Source organism: Streptomyces sp. M92 (assembly GCF_028473745.1).
GTDB lineage: Bacteria > Actinomycetota > Actinomycetes > Streptomycetales > Streptomycetaceae > Streptomyces.
The window spans coordinates 3,956,382-3,980,259 of the sequence record NZ_CP101137.1; the positions used below are offsets into that span (position 1 = coordinate 3,956,382).

18 protein-coding genes are annotated in these 23,878 nt (G+C 71.9%); 12 read left to right on the plus strand and 6 right to left on the minus strand.

Annotation, left to right across the window (positions count from 1 at the left end):
* Nucleotides 1-144: 144 nt before the first annotated feature.
* The 6 genes from rok7B7 to M6G08_RS17945 all read left to right on the plus strand — a co-directional run bounded on the left by rok7B7 (nucleotide 145) and on the right by M6G08_RS17945 (nucleotide 8,702).
* On the plus strand, nucleotides 145-1,356 hold the full coding sequence (gene rok7B7, locus M6G08_RS17920; protein WP_272588159.1) for an ROK family transcriptional regulator: 1,212 nt from the start codon (nucleotides 145-147) through the stop codon (nucleotides 1,354-1,356).
* 133 nt (nucleotides 1,357-1,489) lie between these two features.
* A complete protein-coding gene (locus M6G08_RS17925; RefSeq protein WP_272591367.1) occupies nucleotides 1,490-2,596 on the plus strand; it encodes an ABC transporter substrate-binding protein in 1,107 nt (368 codons plus the stop codon).
* A 163-nt stretch (nucleotides 2,597-2,759) separates the two neighbouring features.
* Nucleotides 2,760-3,551, plus strand: a complete 792-nt coding sequence (locus M6G08_RS17930) for an ATP-binding cassette domain-containing protein (RefSeq protein ID WP_272588160.1) — start codon at nucleotides 2,760-2,762, stop codon at nucleotides 3,549-3,551.
* Nucleotides 3,548-4,840 carry a sugar ABC transporter permease gene (locus tag M6G08_RS17935; RefSeq protein WP_272588161.1) on the plus strand — a complete coding sequence of 431 codons (1,293 nt, stop codon included), beginning with the start codon at nucleotides 3,548-3,550 and terminating at the stop codon, nucleotides 4,838-4,840. The genes M6G08_RS17930 and M6G08_RS17935 overlap by 4 nt, the downstream gene beginning before the upstream one ends.
* Before the next feature lie 252 nt (nucleotides 4,841-5,092).
* The gene (gene dxs / locus M6G08_RS17940; RefSeq protein WP_272588162.1) at nucleotides 5,093-7,021 is read left to right on the plus strand and encodes a 1-deoxy-D-xylulose-5-phosphate synthase; all 1,929 of its coding nucleotides are present in this window, start codon (nucleotides 5,093-5,095) and stop codon (nucleotides 7,019-7,021) included.
* A gap of 151 nt (nucleotides 7,022-7,172) precedes the next feature.
* The gene (locus M6G08_RS17945) at nucleotides 7,173-8,702 is read left to right on the plus strand and encodes an amino acid permease (protein ID WP_272588163.1); all 1,530 of its coding nucleotides are present in this window, start codon (nucleotides 7,173-7,175) and stop codon (nucleotides 8,700-8,702) included.
* A gap of 283 nt (nucleotides 8,703-8,985) precedes the next feature.
* Here the strand turns inward: M6G08_RS17945 and M6G08_RS17950 are convergent, their stop codons facing one another.
* Nucleotides 8,986-9,363 carry a PIN domain-containing protein gene (locus tag M6G08_RS17950; RefSeq protein WP_272588164.1) on the minus strand — a complete coding sequence of 126 codons (378 nt, stop codon included), beginning with the start codon at nucleotides 9,361-9,363 and terminating at the stop codon, nucleotides 8,986-8,988.
* 70 nt (nucleotides 9,364-9,433) lie between these two features.
* Between M6G08_RS17950 and M6G08_RS17955 the strand changes: the two genes are divergently transcribed.
* Complete coding sequence (locus M6G08_RS17955) at nucleotides 9,434-10,450, plus strand: PLL family lectin (RefSeq protein ID WP_272588165.1); 1,017 nt, start codon at nucleotides 9,434-9,436, stop codon at nucleotides 10,448-10,450.
* Between the two features lie 99 nt (nucleotides 10,451-10,549).
* Here the strand turns inward: M6G08_RS17955 and M6G08_RS17960 are convergent, their stop codons facing one another.
* The 5 genes from M6G08_RS17960 to M6G08_RS17980 form a co-directional block, all read right to left on the minus strand.
* Entirely contained in the window at nucleotides 10,550-12,682 is a 2,133-nt protein-coding gene (locus M6G08_RS17960) for a 3-hydroxyacyl-CoA dehydrogenase NAD-binding domain-containing protein (protein WP_272588166.1), read from the minus strand.
* Complete coding sequence (locus M6G08_RS17965; RefSeq protein WP_272588167.1) at nucleotides 12,679-13,896, minus strand: thiolase family protein; 1,218 nt, start codon at nucleotides 13,894-13,896, stop codon at nucleotides 12,679-12,681. Before M6G08_RS17965 ends, M6G08_RS17960 begins: the two co-directional genes overlap by 4 nt.
* Before the next feature lie 193 nt (nucleotides 13,897-14,089).
* The gene (locus M6G08_RS17970) at nucleotides 14,090-15,376 is read right to left on the minus strand and encodes a ribonuclease D (RefSeq protein ID WP_272588168.1); all 1,287 of its coding nucleotides are present in this window, start codon (nucleotides 15,374-15,376) and stop codon (nucleotides 14,090-14,092) included.
* A gap of 220 nt (nucleotides 15,377-15,596) precedes the next feature.
* Entirely contained in the window at nucleotides 15,597-16,259 is a 663-nt protein-coding gene (locus M6G08_RS17975; protein WP_003972894.1) for a response regulator transcription factor, read from the minus strand.
* Between the two features lie 288 nt (nucleotides 16,260-16,547).
* Nucleotides 16,548-17,225, minus strand: a complete 678-nt coding sequence (locus M6G08_RS17980) for a DUF3000 domain-containing protein (RefSeq protein WP_272588169.1) — start codon at nucleotides 17,223-17,225, stop codon at nucleotides 16,548-16,550.
* A 162-nt stretch (nucleotides 17,226-17,387) separates the two neighbouring features.
* Between M6G08_RS17980 and hemE the strand changes: the two genes are divergently transcribed.
* From hemE to M6G08_RS18005, 5 genes are all read left to right on the plus strand, one after another.
* Nucleotides 17,388-18,455 carry a uroporphyrinogen decarboxylase gene (gene hemE, locus M6G08_RS17985; protein WP_272588170.1) on the plus strand — a complete coding sequence of 356 codons (1,068 nt, stop codon included), beginning with the start codon at nucleotides 17,388-17,390 and terminating at the stop codon, nucleotides 18,453-18,455.
* Nucleotides 18,456-19,718: 1,263 nt separating this feature from the next.
* Nucleotides 19,719-20,774 carry a phytanoyl-CoA dioxygenase family protein gene (locus M6G08_RS17990; RefSeq protein WP_272588171.1) on the plus strand — a complete coding sequence of 352 codons (1,056 nt, stop codon included), beginning with the start codon at nucleotides 19,719-19,721 and terminating at the stop codon, nucleotides 20,772-20,774.
* A complete protein-coding gene (locus M6G08_RS17995; protein WP_272588172.1) occupies nucleotides 20,756-22,090 on the plus strand; it encodes a DUF6271 family protein in 1,335 nt (444 codons plus the stop codon). Before M6G08_RS17990 ends, M6G08_RS17995 begins: the two co-directional genes overlap by 19 nt.
* Nucleotides 22,087-23,286 (plus strand): type III PLP-dependent enzyme, encoded by a 1,200-nt coding sequence (locus M6G08_RS18000; RefSeq protein ID WP_272588173.1) that lies wholly within the window; start codon nucleotides 22,087-22,089, stop codon nucleotides 23,284-23,286. Before M6G08_RS17995 ends, M6G08_RS18000 begins: the two co-directional genes overlap by 4 nt.
* The gene (locus tag M6G08_RS18005) at nucleotides 23,279-23,821 is read left to right on the plus strand and encodes a GNAT family N-acetyltransferase (protein ID WP_272588174.1); all 543 of its coding nucleotides are present in this window, start codon (nucleotides 23,279-23,281) and stop codon (nucleotides 23,819-23,821) included. The genes M6G08_RS18000 and M6G08_RS18005 overlap by 8 nt, the downstream gene beginning before the upstream one ends.
* Nucleotides 23,822-23,878 lie beyond the last annotated feature (57 nt).

Below are 23,878 nucleotides of genomic sequence, written 5' to 3' on the forward strand. Positions count from 1 at the left end.
TAGTCGGCCGTGGACACGGCGTGGAACCGATTTCTTTCAAGGGCTTGACGCCACTGGGCGATCCAGCGGAGTTTGGGGTTAATAACTTGTACAAGGTCCGCATCACACAGGGTGACGCGGACCCAGGGATGAGGGTGAGAGTCAATGGAGACTCCCGGGTCGCAGTCTTCGCTGCACCGAGCCAACCTGGAACGGGTCGTACGAGCGGTACGGCTCGCCGGTTCGCTCACGCAGGCGGAGATCGCGAGGACGACGGGGCTGTCCGCGGCCACGGTCTCGAACATCGTCCGGGAACTGAAGGAAGGCGGGACGGTCGAGGTCACGCCCACCTCGGCGGGCGGCCGCCGGGCCCGCAGCGTCTCGCTGAGCGGGGACGCCGGTATCGTCATCGGCGTGGACTTCGGGCACACCCACCTGCGCGTCGCGGTGGGCAACCTCGCCCACCAGGTGCTCGCCGAGGAGTCCGAGCCGCTGGACGTGGACGCGTCCGCCGCGCAGGGCTTCGACCGGGCGGAGCAGCTGGTCAGCCGGCTGATCGAGGCGACCGGCGTCGACCGCTCCAAGATCGCCGGAGTGGGTCTCGGCGTACCCGGCCCGATCGACGTGGAGTCCGGAACGCTGGGGTCGACCGCCATCCTGCCCGGCTGGGGCGGCACCAAGCCCGCCGAGGAGCTGCGGGGGCGGCTCGGCGTGCCGGTGCACGTGGACAACGACGCCAACCTCGGGGCCCTCGGCGAGCTGGTCTGGGGCAGCGGGCGGGGCGTGCGGGACCTGGCCTACATCAAGGTCGCCAGCGGCGTCGGCGCCGGCCTGGTGATCAGCGGCAAGATCTACCGCGGCCCCGGCGGCACGGCGGGCGAGATCGGGCACATCACCCTCGACGAGGCCGGCCCGGTCTGCCGCTGCGGCAACCGGGGCTGCCTGGAGACCTTCGCCTCCGCCCGCTACGTGCTGCCGCTGCTGCAGCCGAGCCACGGCACCGACCTCACCATGGAGGGCGTCGTGCGGCTCGCGCGGGACGGCGACCCGGGCTGCCGGCGTGTGATCGCCGACGTCGGCCGGCACATCGGCAGCGGCGTCGCCAACCTCTGCAACCTGCTCAACCCGAGCCGCGTCGTCCTCGGCGGCGACCTCGCGGAGGCCGGTGAGCTGGTGCTCGGGCCGATCCGGGAGTCCGTCGGCCGGTACGCGATCCCCAGCGCGGCGCGTCAGCTCTCCGTCTTCTCCGGGGCCCTCGGGGGCCGCGCCGAGGTGCTCGGCGCGCTCGCCCTGGCGCTCAGCGAGATGGGCGATTCGACCCTCTTGGACGGAACTGCGACCGGTGGTCTGCCGGTGGCCTCCCCTGCCTTCACTTAGAGCACGGATGGCACCGTTGTCATCTCGTTAAGGATTTACTTCTTGACGTCGCACGTGTGGCCGAGTTGACTTCCAGCCACCTCGGCCGCAACGACGCGGCCTCGTCAGGGAGGTTTCTGAAGTGAACACGCGTATGCGTCGTGCCGCCGTTGCCGTTGCCACCACCGCGATGGCAGTCTCGCTTGCCGCCTGTGGCAGCGCCAAGGAGGCCGACGACAGCAAGGACTCGTCTTCCGACTCGGCCGCCAAGAAGGGCGACGCCATCAAGGTCGGACTGCTGCTTCCGGAGAACCAGACCGCGCGCTACGAGAAGTTCGACAAGCCCTTGATCGAGAAGAAGGTCAAGGAGCTGACGAACGGCAAGGGCGAGGTCGTCTACGCCAACGCCAAGCAGGACGCCACGCTGCAGGCGCAGCAGGTCGACACGATGATCACCAACAAGGTCGACGTGCTGATCGTGGACGCGGTGGACTCCAAGGCCATCGCCGGCTCCATCACCAAGGCCGAGCAGGCGGACATCCCGGTCGTCGCCTACGACCGCCTGGCCGAGGGCCCGATCGACGCCTACACCTCGTTCGACAACGTCACGGTCGGCAAGACCCAGGGCGAGGCCCTGCTGAAGGCGCTGGGCGACAAGGCCAAGGACGGCCAGATCGTCATGATGAACGGCTCCTCCACCGACCCGAACGCCGGCCAGTTCAAGGAGGGCGCCCACTCCGTCCTCGACGGCAAGGTGAACATCGGCCGCGAGTACGACACCAAGGAGTGGAAGCCGGAGAACGCCAACGCCAACATGCAGGCCGCGATCTCCGCGATCGGCAAGGACAAGATCATCGGCGTGTACTCCGCCAACGACGGCATGGCGGGCGGCATCATCACCGCCCTCAAGCGCGCGGGCATCGCCGACATCCCGGTCACCGGCCAGGACGCCGAACTCGCGGGCGTGCAGCGGATCATCACCGGCGAGCAGTACATGAGCGTCTACAAGTCCTACCCGCAGGAGGCCGCGGTCGCCGGTGAGATGGCCGTCGCCCTCGCCAAGGGCGAGTCGCTCGACTCCATCGCCACCAGCAAGTCCGACAGCGCCACCACCAAGGGCGTCCCGTCGGTGCTCGTCCCGGTCGTCTCGCTGACCAAGGACAACATCAAGGAGACCGTCATCAAGGAGGGCTTCTACACCCTCGACGAGATCTGCGCCGGCAACTACAAGGCCGCCTGCGACAAGATCGGCCTCAAGTAAGCAGTCCCGCTCCCCGTACCGCCTGAGCGCGTACGGGGCCGGCTGCCCCAGGTTTCCTCCGGTGCCCCGCAACCGACAGCCCCGCAAGCTACGCGGGGCGCCGGACGGAACAACCCCCCTCATACTTCTGCACAACCTCCCGCCGGGTCAGGCGGCGAAGGAGATGGTTCACGTGTCCGCTACGCCCGTGCTGGCGTTGCGCGGGGTCTCCAAGCGATTCGGTGCCGTCCAGGCGCTCACCGACGTAGAGCTTGAGGTCCACGCCGGTGAGGTTGTCGCCCTGGTGGGCGACAACGGCGCCGGAAAGTCCACGCTGGTCAAGACGATCGCCGGCGTGCACCCCATCGATGAAGGCGCCATCGAGTGGGACGGCAAGACCGTCAGCATCAACAAGCCGCACGACGCCCAGAACCTGGGCATCGCGACCGTCTACCAGGACCTCGCGCTGTGCGACAACATCGACGTCGTCGGCAACCTCTTCCTGGGCCGCGAGATCCTCAAGCGCGGTGTCCTGGACGAGGTCGAGATGGAGCGCCGCTCCCGCGAGCTGCTGGACACGCTGTCCATCCGCATCCCCAGCGTCCGCATCCCGATCGCCTCCCTCTCCGGCGGTCAGCGCCAGGTGGTGGCGATCGCCCGGTCCATGCTCGGCGAGCCCAAGCTGGTCATCCTCGACGAGCCCACCGCCGCCCTCGGCGTCGAGCAGACCGCACAGGTCCTCGACCTCGTGGAGCGGCTGCGCGAGCGCGGCCACGCCGTCATCCTCATCAGCCACAACATGGCCGATGTCAAGGCGGTCGCCGACAAGGTCGCCGTCCTGCGCCTCGGGCGCAACAACGGCGTCTTCGAGGTCAAGTCGACCTCGCAGGAAGAGATCATCTCCGCCATCACGGGCGCCACGGAGAACGCCGTGACCCGTCGTGCGGCGCGCACCAATGGGGAGATCAAGAAGTGAGCATCGACAAGACCTCCACGCCCGCCGAGGACAAGACGGCGGAGAACCCCGCCGTGGCCTCCGGCGCGGCCACCGCGGTCGACCCGCGGCTGCTGGTGCGCGAGCAGGGATTCGCGGGCTACCTCGGCGAGTTCAAGCGGAAGATGAAGGCGGGCGACCTCGGGTCCATCCCGGTCGTCGCCGGCCTGCTGATCATCTGGGCCATCTTCACCAGCCTGAACTCCAACTTCCTCACCGCCGGCAACTTCTCCAACATGTCGGTCACCATGGTCGGCACGGGCATGATCGCCATCGGCATCGTGTTCGTCCTGCTGCTCGGCGAGATCGACCTGTCGGTCGGCTCGGTCAGCGGTGTCGCGGGCGCCACCTTCGCCGTGCTGAACATCACGCACGGCATGAACGAGGTCCTGGCCCTGGTCCTGGCCATCCTCACCGGCACCGTGGCGGGCGCCATCCACGGCTTCTTCTTCGCCCGCATCGGCGTCCCCGCCTTCGCCGTGACACTGGCCGGCCTGCTGTTCTGGCAGGGCTTCATGCTGCAGATACTCGGCAGCAACGGCACCATCAACCTGAACAGCGACGGCCTCGTCGTCAAGCTGACCAGCTACTACTTCAGCGACGTGGCCGCCGCCTACGGCCTGGCGATCGTCGTGACGGCCGGGTACTTCGTCTCCGCCTTCTTCGACAACCGCCGCCGCGCCGCCGCCGGGGTGCCGTCCCGGCCGCTGAACGAGGTCATCGTCCGCACGGTGCTGCTCGCCGTGCTGGCCTTCGCCGTGGCGATCGTCTTCAACCAGTACAAGGGCCTGCCGCTGGCCGTGGTGATCTTCCTGGCCTTCCTGCTGCTGACGGACTTCGTGCTGCGCCGTACCTCCTACGGCCGCAAGGTCTTCGCGCTCGGCGGCAGCGTCGAGGCGTCCCGCCGAGCCGGCATCAACGTGGAGCTGGTCCGGATCTCGGTCTTCGCGATCGCCGGCACCTTCGCCGCGATCGGCGGCCTGTTCGTCGCGTCGAAGATCGCCTCCGCCAACCAGGGCGCGGGCACCGGTGAGTTCCTGATGAACGTCATCGCCGCGGCCGTGATCGGCGGCACGTCCCTCTTCGGCGGCCGCGGCCGCACCTGGGACGCGCTGCTCGGCGTGATGGTCATCGTCTCCATCCAGTACGGCCTCGCCCTGGAGGGCATCGCCTCGCCGGTCCAGTACATGATCACCGGTGGCGTGCTGCTGGCGACCGTCGTCATCGACGCGGTCACCCGCAAGACGCAGAAGACGGCCGGCCGCGCCTAGAAGGCGCCCAGCGCGCCCGTCGCAGCCGACCCACCGCCCGCCCGGGCTGAGCCCCCGGGCGGGCGGTCCGTCGTCCACCCGCCGACCGGGACGGCGGGCGGACCGCGCGCCCGGGACGTAGAAGTCGTAGAACAGGTTCCGGATGGGTAAGGCCGAACGCGTGACGTACGACGCACCGCCCGGACACGTTCCACCGGAGCGGAACATTAGACTCGACGAGCCCGGCAACAGCTCTACTGCAAGGAGGCACGGGTGCCGCTGCTGACCCGCATCACGGGACCGCGCGATCTGGACCGGCTCAGCCTGGAAGAGCTGGGCCGGCTGGCAGAGGAGATCCGCACCTTCCTCGTCGACGCCGTCTCCAAGACCGGCGGCCACCTCGGCCCCAACCTCGGCGTGGTGGAGCTCACCCTCGCCCTGCACCGCGTCTTCGACTCGCCGAAGGACAAGGTGCTCTGGGACACCGGCCACCAGTCCTACGTGCACAAGCTGCTCACCGGACGCCAGGACTTCTCGAAGCTGAAGATGAAGGGCGGCCTGTCCGGCTACCCCTCGCAGGCGGAGTCCGAGCACGACGTCATCGAGAACAGCCACGCCTCCACCGTCCTCGGCTGGGCCGACGGCATCGCCAAGGCCAACCAGGTCCTGGACCGCGACGACCACGTCGTCGCCGTCATCGGTGACGGCGCCCTCACCGGCGGCATGGCCTGGGAGGCGCTGAACAACATCGCCGCCGCCAAGGACCGGCCCCTCGTCATCGTCGTCAACGACAACGAGCGCTCCTACGCCCCCACCATCGGCGGCCTCGCCAACCACCTGGCGACCCTGCGCACCACCGACGGCTACGAACGCTTCCTGGCCCGCACCAAGGAGGTCCTGGAGCGCACCCCGGTCGTCGGCCGCCCGCTCTACGACACCCTGCACGGCGCCAAGAAGGGCCTGAAGGACTTCATCGCCCCGCAGGGCATGTTCGAGGACCTCGGCCTCAAGTACGTCGGTCCGATCGACGGCCACGACCTGGAGGCCCTGGAGTCCGCCCTCACCCGCGCCAAGCGCTTCGGCGGCCCGGTCATCGTGCACTGCCTCACCGAGAAGGGCCGCGGCTACCAGCCCGCCCTGGCGGACGAGGCCGACCGCTTCCACGCCGTCGGCAAGATCCACCCCGACACCGGCCTGCCCATTTCCACCTCCGGCGCCGACTGGACCAGCGTCTTCGGCGACGAGATGCTGAAGCTCGGCCGGGAGCGCGAGGACGTCGTCGCCATCACCGCGGCCATGCTCCAGCCGGTCGGCCTCGACAAGTTCGCCAAGGCATTCCCGGACCGCGTCTACGACGTCGGCATCGCCGAGCAGCACGGCGCCGTCTCCGCGGCCGGCCTCGCCCACGGCGGTGTCCACCCGGTCTTCGCCGTGTACGCCACCTTCCTCAACCGCGCCTTCGACCAGGTGCTGATGGACGTGGCCCTGCACAAGTGCGGCGTGACGTTCGTGCTGGACCGGGCCGGCGTCACCGGCACCGACGGCGCCTCCCACAACGGCATGTGGGACATGTCGATCCTCCAGGTCGTCCCCGGCCTCCGGCTCGCCGCCCCGCGCGACGCCGACCAGGTCCGCGCCCAGCTGCGCGAGGCCGTCGAGGCGGACGACGCGCCCACCGTGGTCCGCTTCTCCAAGGGCGCCGTCGGCCCCGCCGTACCGGCCGTCGGCCGCGTCGGCGGCATGGACGTGCTGCGCGCCCCGGGCACCGACGACCCGGACGTCCTCCTGGTCTCCGTGGGCGCCCTCGCCCCGATGTGCCTGGAGGTGGCGGACCTGTTGGACAAGCAGGGCATCTCCACCACCGTCGTCGACCCGCGCTGGGTCAAGCCCGTCGACGAGGCCATGGCCCCGCTCGCCGAGCGCCACCGCGTCGTCGTCACCGTCGAGGACAACTCGCGCGTCGGCGGTGTCGGCTCCGCAGTCGCCCAGGCGCTGCGCGACGCGGGCGTGGACGTGCCGCTGCGCGACTTCGGCATCCCGCCGCGCTTCCTCGACCACGCCTCGCGCGCCGAGGTCCTCGCCGAGATCGGCCTCACCGCGCCGGACATCGCCCGTCAGGTCACCGGCCTGGTCGCCAAGCTCGACGGCCGCTACGAGCGCACGGGCGCCGACGTGGACTCGGTGGAGGCCGCGCGCGACTGACCGACGCGATCGAGGTACGGCCGGATGGGCAGGTTTCTCCACTCGTTGCAGTGGTGAAACCTGCCCATCCGTATGAATCCGCTCACGCCGGGGCATACGCAGTACGCCCCCCTCTCGATCATGTCGGGGACGACAAGCGTCGGAGGTACGCGTGAGCAGCAGCAGTCTCTTCAGGACCAAGAAGATCGAGCAGTCCATCCGTGACACGGAGGAACCGGAGCACGCGCTCAAGAAGTCCCTGTCCGCCCTGGACCTGACGGTCTTCGGCGTCGGTGTCATCATCGGCACCGGCATCTTCGTACTGACCGGCACGGTCGCCAAGAACAACGCCGGGCCCGCCGTGGCCCTGGCCTTCGTCGTGGCCGGCGTGGTCTGCGCGCTCGCCGCGCTCTGCTACGCCGAGTTCGCGTCCACCGTGCCGGTGGCCGGTTCGGCGTACACCTTCTCCTACGCCTCGCTCGGTGAACTGCCCGCCTGGATCATCGGCTGGGACCTGGTCCTGGAGTTCGCGCTCGGCACGGCGGTGGTGGCCGTCGGCTGGTCGGGCTACATCCGTTCGCTGATGGACAACGCGGGCTGGCAGATGCCCGAGGCGCTGGCCGGGCGGGACGGGGCCGAGGGCTTCGGCTTCGACATCCTCGCCGCCGTCCTGGTGCTGGTCCTCACCGGCATCCTCGTCCTCGGCATGAAGCTGTCCGCGCGGGTCACCTCGCTCGTCGTCGCCATCAAGGTGACCGTCGTCCTCATCGTGATCGTCGCGGGCGCCTTCTTCGTCAAGGGCTCCAACTACGACCCGTTCGTCCCGGAGTCGAAGCCGGTGGAGGCGGGCGGGGGACTCGACTCCCCACTGATCCAGCTGATGTTCGGCTGGGCGCCGGCCAACTTCGGCGTGATGGGCATCTTCACCGCCGCCTCGGTCGTCTTCTTCGCCTTCATCGGCTTCGACATCGTCGCCACCGCCGCCGAGGAGACCAAGAACCCGCAGCGTGACATGCCCCGGGGCATCCTCGGTTCGCTCTTCATCTGCACCGCGCTCTACGTCGCCGTCTCGATCGTCGTCACCGGTATGCAGCACTACAGCGAGCTGTCCGTCGACGCGCCGCTCGCCGACGCGTTCAAGTCCACCGGGCACCCCTTCTTCGCGGGTGTGATCAGCTTCGGCGCCGCCGTCGGCCTGACCACCGTCTGCATGATCCTGCTGCTGGGCCAGACCCGGGTGTTCTTCGCGATGAGCCGCGACGGGCTGCTGCCGCGCTTCTTCTCCCGCGTCCACCCGAAGTTCCGGACGCCGTACCGGCCGACCATCCTGCTCGGCGTGATCATCGCGATCGTCGCCGGCTTCACCAGCCTGAGCGAGCTGGCGGAGCTGGTGAACATCGGCACCCTGTTCGCGTTCGTCGTCGTCGCGCTCAGCGTGATCATCCTGCGCCGCACCCGCCCCGACCTGCCCCGCGCCTTCCGCACTCCGCTGGTCCCGCTGCTGCCGATCGTCTCGGTCGCCGCCTCGCTGTGGCTGATGCTGAACCTGCCCGCCGAGACCTGGGTGCGGTTCGGCGTCTGGATGGCGATCGGCGTCGTCGTGTACTTCCTCTACAGCCGCACACACAGCCGCCTGGGCCGCGGCGAGGAGGCCCCGGCCGGCGGCCCGTCGAAGCCGTCCGGCGACGGCGGGGCCCCGTAACCCCGGGTCCGCCGTCCCGGCCCCGTACATCCCGTTCTGGCGGCGCGTACGGGGCCGGTTCTTCGGAGGGCGGGCCGGTTCTTCGGCGGGCAGGTCTCGTCGCCCGCCGAAGAACCGCGCGCACGGCTCTCCTGAGCCGGAACGCCTCCGGGTGTGGGTGAAGGCCACCCGGGTCCGCGGCACGCCGCAGTCGCCGGCGATGCGGGGTGACCGCCTCGACCACGGCTCGAACTGGTGGGCGGGTCGGCGCCGGAGTGTCCGGTGCAGGTGGGCCGGAGCGCCGTCACGCCGGACGGACCGTCCGCGGCCCCGTCACCCGAGCGCCCAGCTCCGTCACCCGGCGGCGCAGCTCGCGGTCGGCCGTCACCACCAGGACGGCACGGTCACCGGCGGCCTCTGCGACCAGCGCGACCATGTGGTCGTCCCCGCTGGCGGGCGCCGACTCCACCCGTACGCCGGGCACGGAACCCACTCCCCGGGCCGCGCCCTCGACGACGAGGACGACCTCCACCGGAGAGTCCAGCCCCGGCACCCCGTCCGCCGCCAGCCGGTCCCGCAGCCGCTCCGCGGCCCCCCGCCGGTCCCGCCACCAGCCGTCGGGAACCGACCCGACGACGTTCGCGGCGTCGACGATCACCAGGAGGGGGCCACTGTCGCTCATGAGGTCAGGGTCGCATGCGCCGGTCCACCCGGCCGGAGCGCGCCCGGACGTGGCCGCATAAAGTGATCAGGTGAACGGCGAGTGGCTCATACGCGGCCGGGACGGCCGACTCAGCGTCTACCAGAAGTCCGACGGTGCCGCCCTGTGCCGTGCGGAGCGGGCACCGGGCGGTTCCTGGGGCGTCCCGCGCAGGATCGGCGGTGACCAGCGGCTGCACCCCGTGGCGGCGGTCGGCCAGGGCACCGACGCCTACGCGCACCTGGTCGCCTGGCGGCCCACATCCCCCGGCGAGTCCGGCCTCGTGCACTGCACGCACTTCCGGCCGCTGCTGGCCGCCCTGGACTGGGCCTCGGTCGGCCACCCGGACGGCAAGGGCGACCGTACCGGCACGCCCGCCGTCGCCGTCGACCACCAGGGCCGTGCGCACATCTTCGTGCGCAACGGCGGCGGGGGGCTCAGCATGCGTGCCCAGAAGGAGAAGGGCGGCTGGGACCCGTGGCGCGACCTGAAGGGTGAACAGCTCCACGACGCGCCCGTCGCGGTGGTGGGCAGGGCCGGGCACATCGAGGCCTACGCCTCCCGCCCCGGCCATATCGTGCACTGGCGCCAGGAGGAGGTGGGCAAGCCCCTCCAGATGGAGGAGACGGTGGAGGCCGACGTCCGTCCGGACACCCTGCGCGCCCTGGCGACCTCCGACGAGAACACCACCCTGTTCTTCACCGACGCGTCCGGCGATCTGTGCGCCTGGCGCCCCGGAACCGAGCCCGTGGCCTTGGTCACCGCGGCGGGCCCCGGCCCGGTCGCGGCCGTCCGCTGCGAACTCGACGGCCACGACTGCACACTGCTGGCACAGCGCTCGGCCTCCGGCCGGATCGCCTTCGCGGCCTACCCCAGCGAACAGGAGACGGCCGGCGCCTGGTGGACCGAGTCGGGCCCGGTGCTGCCGGCCGACGCCACGGTGTCCCTCGCCCTGGACGCCGACGCCCGTGTGGTCGCGGCGATCCAGTCGCCGTCGACCGGGCAGCTGCTGCTGGCGAGGCGGAAGGACGAGGCGGGGCTGGCACTGGGGGCGTGGGAAGCGGTGTGAGGACCGGGCCCGGCGCGGACCGGCACCACGAGTGACGGAACGCCCGATGGGCCGTACCGAACGAATCCGGTACGGCCCATCGGTCTGTCGGGGCCGGAGCTACGCGGGAACCGAAGCCACCCCGGCGTCCAGGAACCGCTTCCCGTTCACCCGCTCGGAGACGCCCTCGCGGTCCAGGTACGGCGTGATGCCGCCCAGGTGGAAGGGCCAGCCGGCGCCGGTGATCAGGCAGAGGTCGATGTCCTGGGCCTCGGCGACGACGCCCTCGTCGAGCATCAGGCCGACCTCCTGGGCCACCGCGTCGAGCACCCGCGCCCGCACCTGCTCCTCCGTCAGGACGGTGTCGCCCTGCTTGAGGAGCGCGGCGACCTCCGGGTCCAGCTCGGGCTTGCCGCTGTCGTAGACGTAGAAGCCGCGCTTGCCGGCCTCGACGACCGCCTTGAGGTTCGGGGAGACCGTGAAGCGTTCCGGGAAGGCCCGGTTCAGGGTCTCGGAGACGTGCAGGCCGATCGCCGGGCCGACCAGCTCCAGCAGGACCAGCGGGGACATCGGCAGGCCGAGGGGTTCGACCGCCTTCTCCGCCACGTCCACCGGCGTGCCCTCGTCGATGACGTTCTGGATCTCGCCCATGAAGCGGGTCAGGATGCGGTTCACGACGAACGCCGGGGCGTCCTTGACGAGGACCGCGGTCTTCTTCAGCTTCTTGGCGACGCCGAACGCCGTGGCCAGCGAGGCGTCGTCGGTCTGCTCGCCGCGCACGATCTCCAGCAGCGGCAGGACCGCGACCGGGTTGAAGAAGTGGAAGCCGACGACCCGCTCGGGGTGCTTCAGCTTCGACGCCATCTCGGAGACGGAGAGGGACGAGGTGTTCGTCGCCAGGATCGCGTGCGCCGGGGCGACCGCCTCGACCTCCGCGAAGACCTTCTGCTTGACGCCCATCTCCTCGAAGACGGCCTCGATGACGAAGTCGGCGTCCGCGAAGCCCTCGGCCTTGTCCAGGACGCCGGAGACGAGGCCCTTCAGCCTGTTCGCCTTGTCCTGGTTGATCCGGCCCTTGCCGAGCAGCTTGTCGATCTCGGCGTGGACGTAGCCCACACCCTTGTCGACGCGCTCCTGGTCGATGTCGGTCAGGACGACCGGCACCTCCAGGCGGCGCAGGAACAGCAGCGCGAGCTGGGAGGCCATCAGGCCGGCGCCGACGACGCCCACCTTGGTGACCGGGCGGGCCAGCGACTTGTCCGGGGCGCCCGCGGGGCGCTTGCCGCGCTTCTGCACCAGGTTGAAGGCGTAGATGCCGGAGCGCAGTTCGCCGCCCATGATCAGGTCGGCGAGGGCCTGGTCCTCGGCGTCGTAGCCCTGCTGGAGGTCGCCGTTCTTGGCGGCGGCGATGATGTCGAGCGCGCGGTAGGCGGCCGGGGCGGCGCCGTGCACCTTGGAGTCGGCGACGAAGCGGCCCTTGGCGACGGCCTGGTCCCAGGCCTCGCCGCGGTCGATCGCCGGACGCTCGACCGCGATCTCGCCCTTGAGGACGGACGCGGTCCAGATCAGCGACTGCTCCAGGAAGTCCGCGCCCTCGAAGATCGCGTCCGCGATGCCGAGTTCGAAGACCTGCTCGCCCTTGAGCTGCTTGTTCTGGTTGAGGCTGTTCTCGATGATCACCGAGACGGCCTTGTCGGCGCCGATCAGGTTCGGCAGCAGCGTGCAGCCGCCCCAGCCGGGGACCAGGCCGAGGAAGACCTCGGGGAGGGAGAAGGCGGGGAGGGCCGCGGACACCGTCCGGTAGGAGCAGTGCAGGCCGATCTCGACGCCGCCGCCCATCGCGGCACCGTTGTAGTACGCGAAGGTCGGCACGGCCAGCTTCGCCAGCCGCTTGAAGACGTCGTGGCCGCCCTTGCCGATGGCCAGCGCGTCCTCGTGCCGCTTCAGCAGCTCGACGCCCTTGAGGTCGGCGCCGACCGCGAAGATGAACGGCTTGCCGGTGACGCCGACGCCGACGATGTCGCCGTCCGCGGCCTCCTTCTCGACCTGGTCGATCGCGGCGTCGATGTTCGCCAGCGACTGGGGGCCCAGCGTGGTCGGCTTGGTGTGGTCGTGGCCGTTGTCCAGGGTGATCAGGGCGAAGCGCCCGGCGCCCAGGGGCAGGTCGAAGTGGCGCACGTGGGCGCTGGTGACGACCTCGCCGGGGAACAGCTCGGCCGCACCCTTCAGCAGCTCTGCGGTGGTGGTGCTCACTTGTCCCCCTCGAAGTGCGGGTTCTCCCAGACGACCGTCGCGCCCATGCCGAAGCCGACGCACATGGTGGTCAGGCCGTAGCGGACGTGCGGCTGCTCCTCGAACTGGCGGGCCAGCTGCGTCATCAGGCGGACGCCGGAGGAGGCCAGCGGGTGACCGAAGGCGATGGCGCCGCCGTACTGGTTGACGCGGGCGTCGTCGTCGGCGATGCCGTAGTGCTCCAGGAAGGCGAGGACCTGGACGGCGAAGGCCTCGTTGATCTCGAAGAGGCCGATGTCGGAGATGGACAGCCCGGCCTGCGCCAGGGCCTTCTCCGTGGCCGGGATCGGGCCGTAGCCCATGACCTCCGGCTCCACGCCCGCGAAGGCGTAGGAGACCAGGCGCATCTTCACCGGGAGGTTGTTCTCCCGGGCGAAGTCCTCGCTCGCGATGAGGGAGGCGGTGGCGCCGTCGTTCAGACCGGCCGCGTTGCCCGCGGTGACCCGGCCGTGCACGCGGAACGGCGTCTTCAGGCCCGCCAGGTTCTCCAGCGTGGTGCCCGGACGCATCGGCTCGTCGGCGGTGACCAGGCCCCAGCCCGTCTCACCGGCCTCCTCGTTGGTGCGACGCACCGACACCGGCACCAGGTCCGCCTGGATCTGTCCGTTGGCGTAGGCCTTGGCGGCCTTCTCCTGCGAGCGCACCGCGTACTCGTCGGCGCGCTGCTTGGTGATGCTCGGGTAGCGGTCGTGCAGGTTCTCCGCGGTCATGCCCATGAACAGGGCGGACTCGTCGACCAGCTTCTCGCTGACGAACCGCGGGTTCGGGTCGACGCCCTCGCCCATCGGGTGGCGGCCCATGTGCTCGACACCGCCCGCGACGGCGACGTCGTACGCGCCGAAGGCGACCGAGCCGGCCACCGAGGTGACGGCGGTCAGGGCGCCCGCGCACATGCGGTCGATGGAGTAGCCCGGGACCGAGGTGGGCAGACCCGCCAGGATGCCGGCGGTGCGGCCGATGGTCAGGCCCTGGTCGCCGATCTGCGTGGTCGCGGCGACGGCGACCTCGTCGATCTTCTTGGGGTCGAGACCGGGATTGCGGCGCAGCAGCTCCCGGATCGCCTTCACGACCAGGTCGTCGGCGCGGGTCTCGTGGTAGATGCCCTTCGGGCCCGCCTTGCCGAACGGGGTGCGGACGCCGTCTACGAAGACGACGTCCCTGACGGTACGAGGCACGATGGCTCTCCTCCAGGGTGCGGGATGGCACTGCTGCGGCACGCATGCACTGAGCGCGCGCTCAGCCCCATGCTACTTGTGGGTAACGTAGCTGCCCAGTCCCCCCGGCGCGAGCGGCGAACGTCACACCATCGGGGGCCTCCCTCGACCTGCGGCGCCCCGGGACCGCCCGGTCCCGCGCACCGCCGCCCTCCTACGACACGCCCTTGGCCAACGCCGTCACCAGCACCGGCGTCACCTGCTCCACCTGCCAGGGCCGGGCCCCGTGCCCGGCGAGGGCCGCGCCCACCGACTCCTCGTCGAGGGCGGCCGGCGGCTCCCAGCACACCCGGCGCACCGTGTCCGGCGTGATCAGGTTCTCCTGCGGCATGCTCAGCCGCTCGGCCAGTGCCGTCACCGCCGCGCGCGCCGCGGTGAGCCGGGCGGCGGCGGCCGGGTCCTTGTCGGCCCACGCCCGCGGCGGCGGGGGACCGGTCACCGGCTGGCCGGGCTGCGGCAGCTGCGACTCGGACAGGGCCCGGGCCCGGTCGACCGCCGCCTGCCACTGCTCCAGTTGCCGGCGGTTGACCCGCCCGAAGCCGTTCAGCGCGGCCAGCGCGTGCGCGTTGGGCGGCAGCGCGAGCGCGGCCTCGACGATGGCGGCGTCCCCGAGCACCTTGCCCGGCGAGACGTCCCTGCGCTGCGCGATCCGGTCCCGGGTCTGCCACAGCTCCCGTACGACGGCGAGCTGCCGGCGGCGGCGCACCTTGTGCATGCCGGACGTGCGGCGCCACGGGTCCTTGCGGGGCTCGGGCGGCGGGGCGGAGGCGATCGCGTCGAACTCCTGCCGGGCCCAGTCCAGCTTGCCCTGCCGGTCCAGCTCCTTCTCCAGCGCGTCGCGCAGGTCGACCAGGAGCTCGACGTCGAGCGCGGCGTAGCGCAGCCAGGGCTCGGGCAGCGGGCGGGTGGACCAGTCGACGGCCGAGTGGCCCTTCTCCAGGACGAAGCCCAGCACGTTCTCCACCATCGCGCCGAGGCCGACCCGCGGGAAACCGGCCAGTCGTCCCGCCAGCTCGGTGTCGAAGACGCGGGTGGGGACCATCCCTATTTCGCGCAGGCACGGCAGGTCCTGGGTGGCCGCGTGCAGCACCCACTCGGTGCCGGCGATCGCCGCGCCCAGTGCGGACAGATCGGGGCAGGCCACGGGGTCGATCAGCGCGGTGCCGGCGCCCTCGCGGCGCAGCTGCACCAGGTACGCCCGCTGCCCGTAGCGGTAGCCGGAGGCGCGCTCGGCGTCGACGGCGACCGGGCCGTGCCCGGCGGCGAAGGCGGCGGTCACCTCGGCGAGGGCGGCCGCGTCGGCGATCACCGGCGGAATGCCCTCGCGTGGCTCCAGCAAGGGTGTCGGCGCCTGACTCGCAGAAGATCCGGCGTCGTCCGGAGGGGCGCCTCCGGTGGTTCGCAGTGAACGGTCTGCTGCGGTTTCGTGGGCGTCGGTCACCTGTCAAGGGTATCCGTGGATCGACCGCGCCCGCCGACGGAACGTTCCGTCGGCGGGCGCCGGGGGGTCGTAAACCAGTCAGGTCAGTGAAAGATCGGCTTCCATCGGCTTCATCGACTTCAGGGGGACGGTGGCGGCGGTCATGGCGTGCGGGGTGGGGAGGCGAGTGGAGGAGCGTGGAGGGAAGGGGCGTGGAGGGGAGGGAAGCGGAGGGGAGCGGTCAGTGGATGATTCCGGTCCGCAGGGCCACGGCGACCATCCCGGCGCGGTCGCCCGTGCCGAGCTTGCGGGCGATGCGGGCCAGGTGGCTCTTGACGGTGAGGGCGGACAGGCCCATGGAGACGCCGATCGCCTTGTTCGACTGGCCCTCCGCGACCAGTCGCAGCACCTCGACCTCGCGGCCGGAGAGCTCGCGGTAGCCGCCCGGGTGGCTCGGGGCGCCCGGGGGGCGGCGGTGCAGGCGGGCGGCGGCGGCGCCGATGGGTGCGGCGCCCGGCCGGGTGGGGAGCCCGACGTTGGTGCGGGTGCCGGTGACGACGTAGCCCTTGACGCCGCCGGCCAGGGCGTTGCGCACGGCGCCGATGTCGTCGGCGGCGGACAGGGCGAGGCCGTTGGGCCAGCCCGCGGCGCGGGTCTCCGACAGCAGGGTCAGGCCGGAGCCGTCGGGGAGGTGGACGTCGGCGACGCAGATGTCGCGGGGGTTGCCGATGCGGGGACGAGCCTCCGCGACGGACGAGGCCTCGATGACATCGCGCACACCGAGCGCCCACAGGTGGCGGGTGACGGTGGATCGGACGCGCGGGTCGGCCACGACCACCATGGCGGTCGGCTTGTTCGGGCGGTAGGCGACCAGGCTTGCAGGCTGCTCGAGGAGAACGGACACCAGGCCTCCTGGGGTGCGGGACGGGGCCGGCTCGTGGGGGACGAAGCCGGGACGAACCGTGCTTTCAAGGTCACAGTCGTCTTCGGCACCGAACGCGTCCGCCTTTAGAGAATGATCACGATCTGGTGAGTAACAATCCGAGCAATTCGGACACGCGGTCGATCATTCGAAGATCGAACGGTTTCGCACTTTGTCGATACGGGGCCGAAAGTGGTCGTGTCGACAAAGTGACGGAACGTTTCGCGGGCCGGAGCGGGCCCCGGTACGGAGGAGGTGGGGGGGGCGGGGCTAGCGCGACTGCGGGCCGCGGCGCTGCGGCAGCGTCACGATCGACGCGTCGCCGGGCGCGGCCGGCGGCAGGCCCGCGACCTGCGCCAGCAGATCGCACCACGAGGCCAGGTGCGCGGCGGTGTCCGGGACGCCGCCCAGCCCTTCGCGCGGTGTCCAGGACGCCCGGATCTCGATCTGCGAGGCGGACGGCCGCGCGGAGAGCCCACCGAAGTAGTGGGAGCTCGCCCGCGTGACCGTGCCGCTGGGTTCGCCGTAGGTCAGCCCGCGTGCCTGGAGCGCGCCGGTGAGCCAGGACCAGCAGACGTCGGGCAGCAGCGGGTCGGCGGCCATCTCCGCCTCCAGCTCGGCCCGCACCAGCGTCACCAGCCGGAAGGTGCCGTGCCAGGCGTCGTGCCCGGCCGGGTCGTGCAGCAGCACCAGCCGTCCGTCCGCCAGGTCCTCGTCGCCGTCGACGACCGCCGCCTCCAGGGCGTACGCGTACGGGGCGAGCCGCTTCGGCGGGGGCACCGCCTCCACCTCGATCTGCGGCCGCAGCCGCGCGGCCCTGAGCGCTTCGACGGCGGCCGCGAAGGGCGGCGGAACCGTACTCCCCGTGGGCCGGGATTCCTCCTCGGTACCCTTCCTCTCGTCCATTCCGCCAGCGCCGTCCGACAGTCGTCCCTGAGCCGCAGCCATGCGGGGAAGGTTAAGCGGAACAGCGCCCGGGCGCAGGGAGGGACACCCGCGTGCGGGCGCGATGTCCGGATCACGCGGTTGCGTGCGGGCGCCCCCGCGCGGCTCGCGCGCGGTCGTACCCGTGGTGGGGCGCTGTCCGAGGGGCGTGCGACACTTGCCGGTGTGAGTGCCGAACAGAGCCCCGCGGGCAAGCAGCCGACCGCCACGTACGACTCCGCGTTCCTCAAGGCGTGCAGGCGTGAGCCGGTGCCGCACACCCCCGTGTGGTTCATGCGGCAGGCCGGGCGCTCGCTGCCGGAGTACCGCAAGGTGCGCGAGGGCATCCCGATGCTCGAGTCCTGCATGCGCCCGGAGCTGGTCACCGAGATCACCCTCCAGCCGGTGCGCCGGCACGGCGTGGACGCGGCGATCTACTTCAGCGACATCGTGGTCCCGCTCAAGGCCATCGGCATCGACCTCGACATCAAGCCGGGCGTCGGCCCGGTCGTCGAGGAGCCGATCCGTACCCGCGCCGACCTGGCCCGCCTGCGCGACCTCACCCCCGAGGACGTCGCCTACGTCACCGAGGCCTACGGCCTGCTCACCCGCGAGCTGGGCGCCACCCCGCTGATCGGCTTCGCGGGCGCCCCGTTCACCCTCGCCAGCTATCTCGTGGAGGGCGGCCCGTCCCGCAACCACGAGCACACCAAGGCGCTGATGTACGGCGACCCCCAGCTGTGGGCCGACCTCCTGGACCGCCTGGCCGACATCACGGCCGCCTTCCTCAAGGTGCAGATCGAGGCGGGTGCGAGCGCGGTCCAGCTCTTCGACTCCTGGGTCGGCGCCCTGGCCCCCGCGGACTACCGCCGCTTCGTGCAGCCGGCCTCCCGCAAGGTCTTCGAGGCCGTCGCCGGGTACGGTGTGCCGCGCATCCACTTCGGCGTCGGCACCGGCGAACTCCTGCGCGACATGGGCGAGGCCGGCGCGGACGTGGTCGGCGTCGACTGGCGCGTCCCGCTGGACGAGGCCGTCCGCCGAGTCGGCCCCGGCAAGGCGCTCCAGGGCAACCTGGACCCCGCCCTCCTCTTCTCCACCCCGCAGGCGGTCGAGGCCCGGACCCGCGAGATCCTGGACGCGGCGGCCGGCCTGGAGGGCCACGTCTTCAACCTCGGCCACGGCGTCCTGCCCGACACGGACCCGGACGCGCTGAGCCGCCTCGTGGAGTACGTGCACACGCAGACCGCGCGCTGAGGGCGTGGTCACGCCGGACGCCGAACCTGCCCGGCGGCGACGCGTTCCGAGCGGCCCGTCGCGCACCCGGGTCCCGGCAGCGCCGCGCCCCACCGTGCGGGCGGTCGGGACGATCCGGCCGGCGGCCACCGGGTCCTCGGACAGCCTTGCCGCAATCCCGGGCGGCGAGGCGATGACGCGGGCGGCATTCCGTGACTCGGGGCGGTACGCCGAGCGTGTCCCGATATCGGCCGCGCGTGTCCCGATAACGGCCGCGCGGGTGCGGGGCGGTCTCCCGGTGGCCCGTTCGCGTCCCGCGCCCGCCTGATGTCCGTGCCGGGGCTCGCGCCCGCGCTGTCCGTGCCGGGACCGCCTCCTGCCTGACGTCCGTGCCGGGACCGCCTCCTGCCTGACGTCCGTGCCGGGACCGCCTCCTGCCTGACGTCCGTGCCGGGCAGAACGCCCCGGGCGGCACCGAGCGTCGCCGCCGCCCTTCCTCGCCCCGGTTCACGACGTGGCCGCGTCCGTCAGCACCTGAGCCGCGACCGCCCCCGAAGCGGCGCTCGCGCCGTGGGGCCTCCCCTCCGGCGGTTCCCGGGCCGGGGCGACCCGGTGGGGGCTCGACGCGGGTGGCATCGGCGGCCTCCTCGCCGACGGCCACGCTCAGCGCGGGGTTCTCCGCGCGCAGCCGCGCGGTCAGCCGGGCGGCTCGGGGCCCGCGCATTCCGGCTGGTGGCGGAGCGAGCGAGCCGCCGCAACTCGCTGCTGGGCCTGCTGGATGGCATCGACAGCGCCTTTCGAAAGCGGAGGCTTGGTATAGACCAAGCCCTTTGCGTGCCCAGGTTAACCAGACGTGTCAAGAGGGGTCCTCGACGTTCTGGGCATCAACTCGTCCCCGTACAACGGCTGTTGACACTGGCACTTGGTCTAGTCCATTGTGAGGCGCAAGTTCGGCGAGGGACCCGTGTGGCACGAGCGTCCTTCCGCCGGTCTCTGCCACGGCAGGCCGCCAAGGCCGTTGCCGCGGCGAACGACTTCCGTGACGACTTCCGTGACGACATCCGTGACGACCACCCCGGACGAGACGACCATCCGGACGGGGGCGCCGGACCGGGTCACCCCCGACCAGGGAGACCCCGTCCCTCCGAGCCGCCCTCGTCGCCCCGCTCCGCACCGGACGCGAGCGGGCCCCGCTGCCCACCGACCTCACGCGTGACGGCCCGACCACCGTCGCGCACTCCGCCGACGCCCTCGACCAGGCGACGGCGAGGATCTGGAGCACTCATGGCGACGCCCGATTCCTTCCTCCACCGAGCCCCGTCGGCCATCCCCTACTTCAGCGCGGACGCCGACACCTACCTGGCCCGCACCCAGTTGCGCGACCTCGACAAGACACGCCCGCTGCGGGTGCTGTCCGAGGAGGACTTCGCCCACTGGCAGACCTACGGATACGTCGTGGTGAAGGAGGCGATACCCGCCGACTCCGCGCGCCGGCTCCTCGACTTCGCCTGGGAGTTCCAGGGGCTCGACCCCGGCCGCCCCGACACCTGGTACCAGGACCGCGAGTACCGCTCCGACCTCGACCGGGAGCTGCACATCTACGGCTTCGTCGAGGCGTACCACCACCAGCTCCTCTGGGACAGCCGCCAGACGAGGCGCGTCTACGACGCCTTCGTGGACGTGTGGGACTGCGAGGAGCTCTGGGTCACCCTGGACCGCCTCAACCTCAACCCGCCCAACACGGGCAACCGCGACCGTGCCCTCATCGACAAGCCGGACCGCGGCTTCGACATCGAGCTGCACTGGGACGTGGACACCTCCCTCGGCGTCCTGCCCCAGCGTGTGCAGGGCATCATCGCGCTCAACGACACCAAGCCGGACCACGGCGGCTTCCAGTGCTGCCCCGAACTCTTCCGCCGCTTCGACCGCTGGAAGGCGCTCCAGCCCGACGGCCGCGACCCGATCCGGCCCGCGATCGACCGCGAGGACATGCCCGTCGTACGGCCCGACCTGGAGGCCGGCGACCTGCTCATCTGGAACGGCCTGCTGGCCCACGGCGTGGCACCCAACGTCTCCGGCGACGGAGTCCGCGCGGTCCAGTACCTGTCGATGATGCCCGCGCTGGAGACCCACCGGACCCTGCGCGACTCCCGCGTCCACTCCTGGCGCACCCTCGCCACCCCCGAGTGGAACGCCACCCTCCTCGGCGACGCCCGCCGCCCCGAGTCCGAGCGCTACGGCCCGGCCGAACTGAACGACCTGGGCGCCAGGCTGCTGGGCCTCGAGTCCTGGCACGGCGACGACACCACCGGGGAAGCCGCATGCGCAGCATCTGCCTGACCCTGCCCACCAACCGGCACTGCCCGCGGACCATCGCGGCGCTGGGCGCCGAAGCGCTCCACGCCGTCGACCACTTCGACATCGATGTCCAGCTGCTGGTCCTCGACTCCTGCCCGCCTCCGGTGCACGCCGAACACGCCGAAGCCGTACGGCGGCTGCCCGCGCACCCCCGGATCACGGCGCACCACCTCGACGAGGCCGCCCAGCGCGACTTCCTGCGACGGGCCACCGCCCGGTCCGGCGACGCCGAGCCCGACCTGCTCCTCGACCTGCTGCTCCCGGACGGCGTCTCCTACGGCGCCTGCACCGACCGGGCCTTCCTGATCGCGGCGGCGCTCGGCTGCGACTCCGTCCACCGCAGGGACTCCGACAGCCGCTACCAGAGCCTGAACGGCCGTACGGTCTTCCCCGTCCACCACGAACTGCTCTCGCTCGGAGGGCGCGCGGCCGACGCCCTGCCGCACGTCACGGAGTCCACCCTGCCGGACCCGCTCCTGGACCGGCGGGTGGCCATGGTCGGCGGCTCCTTCGTGGGCGAACTCTCCGTCGACATCGCGCGGATGCGCGACGCCGACCCGGAGGTCTACCACGACGTCGTCGCCCTCTGGGCGCCCGGACACTGGTCCGCCGAGCGGAAACGGGAACTGGTCGAGGAGTCCTTCCGGGGCGCCGGCACCGACCCCTTCACGGGCGACCACTCGCTGCTCGCCCTCGTCGACCCGATGCGGGTGGACATGTGCAACATCGCCTTCCACGCCGGAACCGTCACCGAACGGGTGCCGCTGCCGCCCGCCAGGGACACCATCGGCAGCGACTACTTCCTCATCCACCTGGTGCACGACGCCCGGCTGCCCGGCGTGCTGCACAACCGGCACATCGTCAACTACCACACCGGCGAGCGCAGGACCGGGCCCGGCTTCCTCGCCTACCAGACGCGCTTCGCCAAGTTCCTCCTGTCGATGCTCCACTTCCATCACGTCTACGACCGGATGACCGAGGCGGGCGACGGCCTGCTGGACGAGAGCGGCCGGCCCCGCCCCGCGGCCGTCGCCGCCCTGGCCCGCGAGAGCACGGAACTGGACCCCGCGGAGAACGTCCGCCGCCTCGACACCCTGGACACCGCCTACCGGCGGCTCGGCGGCCGGTACGCCGAGTTCGCCGGTCTGCTCGCCGGCCGGCGCGACCGCCTCCTGGCCGAGGCGCGCGGCGACATGGCGGACTTCGCGCGGCTGACGGAGGCCTGGGAAGGGCTGGTGGCCGCCGCCAGGACGACCACCGTCGCGTCCTCGGCCGGACAGCCGGGGCGTGCGCGGTGACGGCCGACGTCCTCAGCGAGTCCCTGGCCGCGGCCCTCGCCGCCGCCCCCGGGGACCGGATCGTCTACGACCTGGCCGGCATCGGTCGGCGTTACGACGCCCTGCGTCGCGAACTGCCGGACGTCCGGGTCCGCTTCGCGATGAAGGCCTGCCCGCTCGACGAGGTCCTCGGCCTCCTGGCGCGCAAGGGCGCGGGGGTCGACGCGGCGAGCCCCGGCGAGGTGGCGCAGGCGCTGCGGGCCGGGGTGCCGGCCGGGCGGACGCACTACGGCAACACCGTCAAGTCCGACCGGAACATCGCCGAGGCGTACCGGCTCGGCATCCGCACCTTCGCGACCGACAGCCTCCAGGACGTGGCGGCCCTGGCCGTCCACGCCCCCGGCGCCCGCGTCTTCTGCCGGGTGGCCACCGGCGGAGCGGGCGCCGTGTGGGGCCTGAGCCACAAGTTCGGAAGCCCGCCCGGCGACGCCGTACGGATCATGGAACGGGCCCGGGACCTCGGGCTGGTCCCGGCCGGACTGTCCGTGCACGTCGGCTCCCAGCAGATGACGGGCGAGGCGTGGCGCACGGCCCTGGAGGACCTGGGCGCCGTCCTGCACGCCCTGGACCTGCGGGGCATTCGCGTCGACCACGTCAACCTCGGCGGCGGCCTGCCCGCGCTCGGCTACCGGGACCGGCACGGCGCCCCGCTCGAACCGCCGCTGGACAAGATCTTCGCGGTGATCCGGGAGGGCATGGACGAGCTGCGCCGCCTCCACGGCGGCCCCCTGCGGTTCGTCATCGAGCCCGGACGGCACCTGGTCGCCGACCACGGCGCGATCCGCGCGCACGTCGCCCGCCTCGCCGAGCGCCGCGGGACGGACGGCGAGCGCCGGCACTGGCTCTACCTGAGCTGCGGCAAGTTCAACGGCCTGTACGAGATGGACGCGCTCCAGTACCCGCTGGTCTTCCCGGGCCACACCACAGGTCCGTACGTCCCCGCCGTCGTCGCCGGACCCACCTGCGACAGCGACGACGCCTACGCCCACGAGGCGGGGCTGGTCCCGGTGCCGAGGGCGCTGGCCTCGGGCGACCCGGTCTGGGTGCTGTCCAGCGGCGCCTACGCGACCAGCTACACCACCCTGGGCTTCAACGGCTTCGCCCCGCTTCCCCACGCCTGGGCGGGCCGGCCGGACGGGGCCGGCGCCGATGACTGACACCGTGCGCGTACGCCGCATCGCCGCCGGCGACTGGGACACCGTCGTCTCGCTGGAGCGGGACGCCTACACGGAACTGGGGCTCTCGGAGGGCCGGGCGGTGCTCCAGTCCCGGGCGGCGGCGTCGCCGGACACCTGCTTCGTCCTGGACGTCGGTGCCCGCACGGCCGGCTACCTGCTCGCCCTGCCCTACCCCTTCCGCCGCTACCCGGACCTGGAACGGGCCGAGGCCACGCCGACCGCGCCCGGCCCCGGCAACCTCCACCTGCACGACATCGTCGTGGCGCCGGACCTGCGCCGCCGGGGCCTTGCCCGGCACCTCCTGCGGCACCTGACCGGCACCGCCCGGGCGCGCCGGGACGAACGGATCTCCCTGGTCGCCGTCGGCGGCACCGGGCCCTTCTGGACGGCACACGGCTTCGCGCCGCACCCGGGGGTCGTGCCCGACGGCGCCTACGGCGCGGACGCCGTCTACATGTCCCGCCCGGTCCCGGCGGCCCCCTCCCTCCTCCCGTCCCTGCGCGAAGTGAGCTGATGCGCGTGTCCCGTCCCCACGACTCCCGCCCCCACGACTCCCGCCCCCACGACTCCC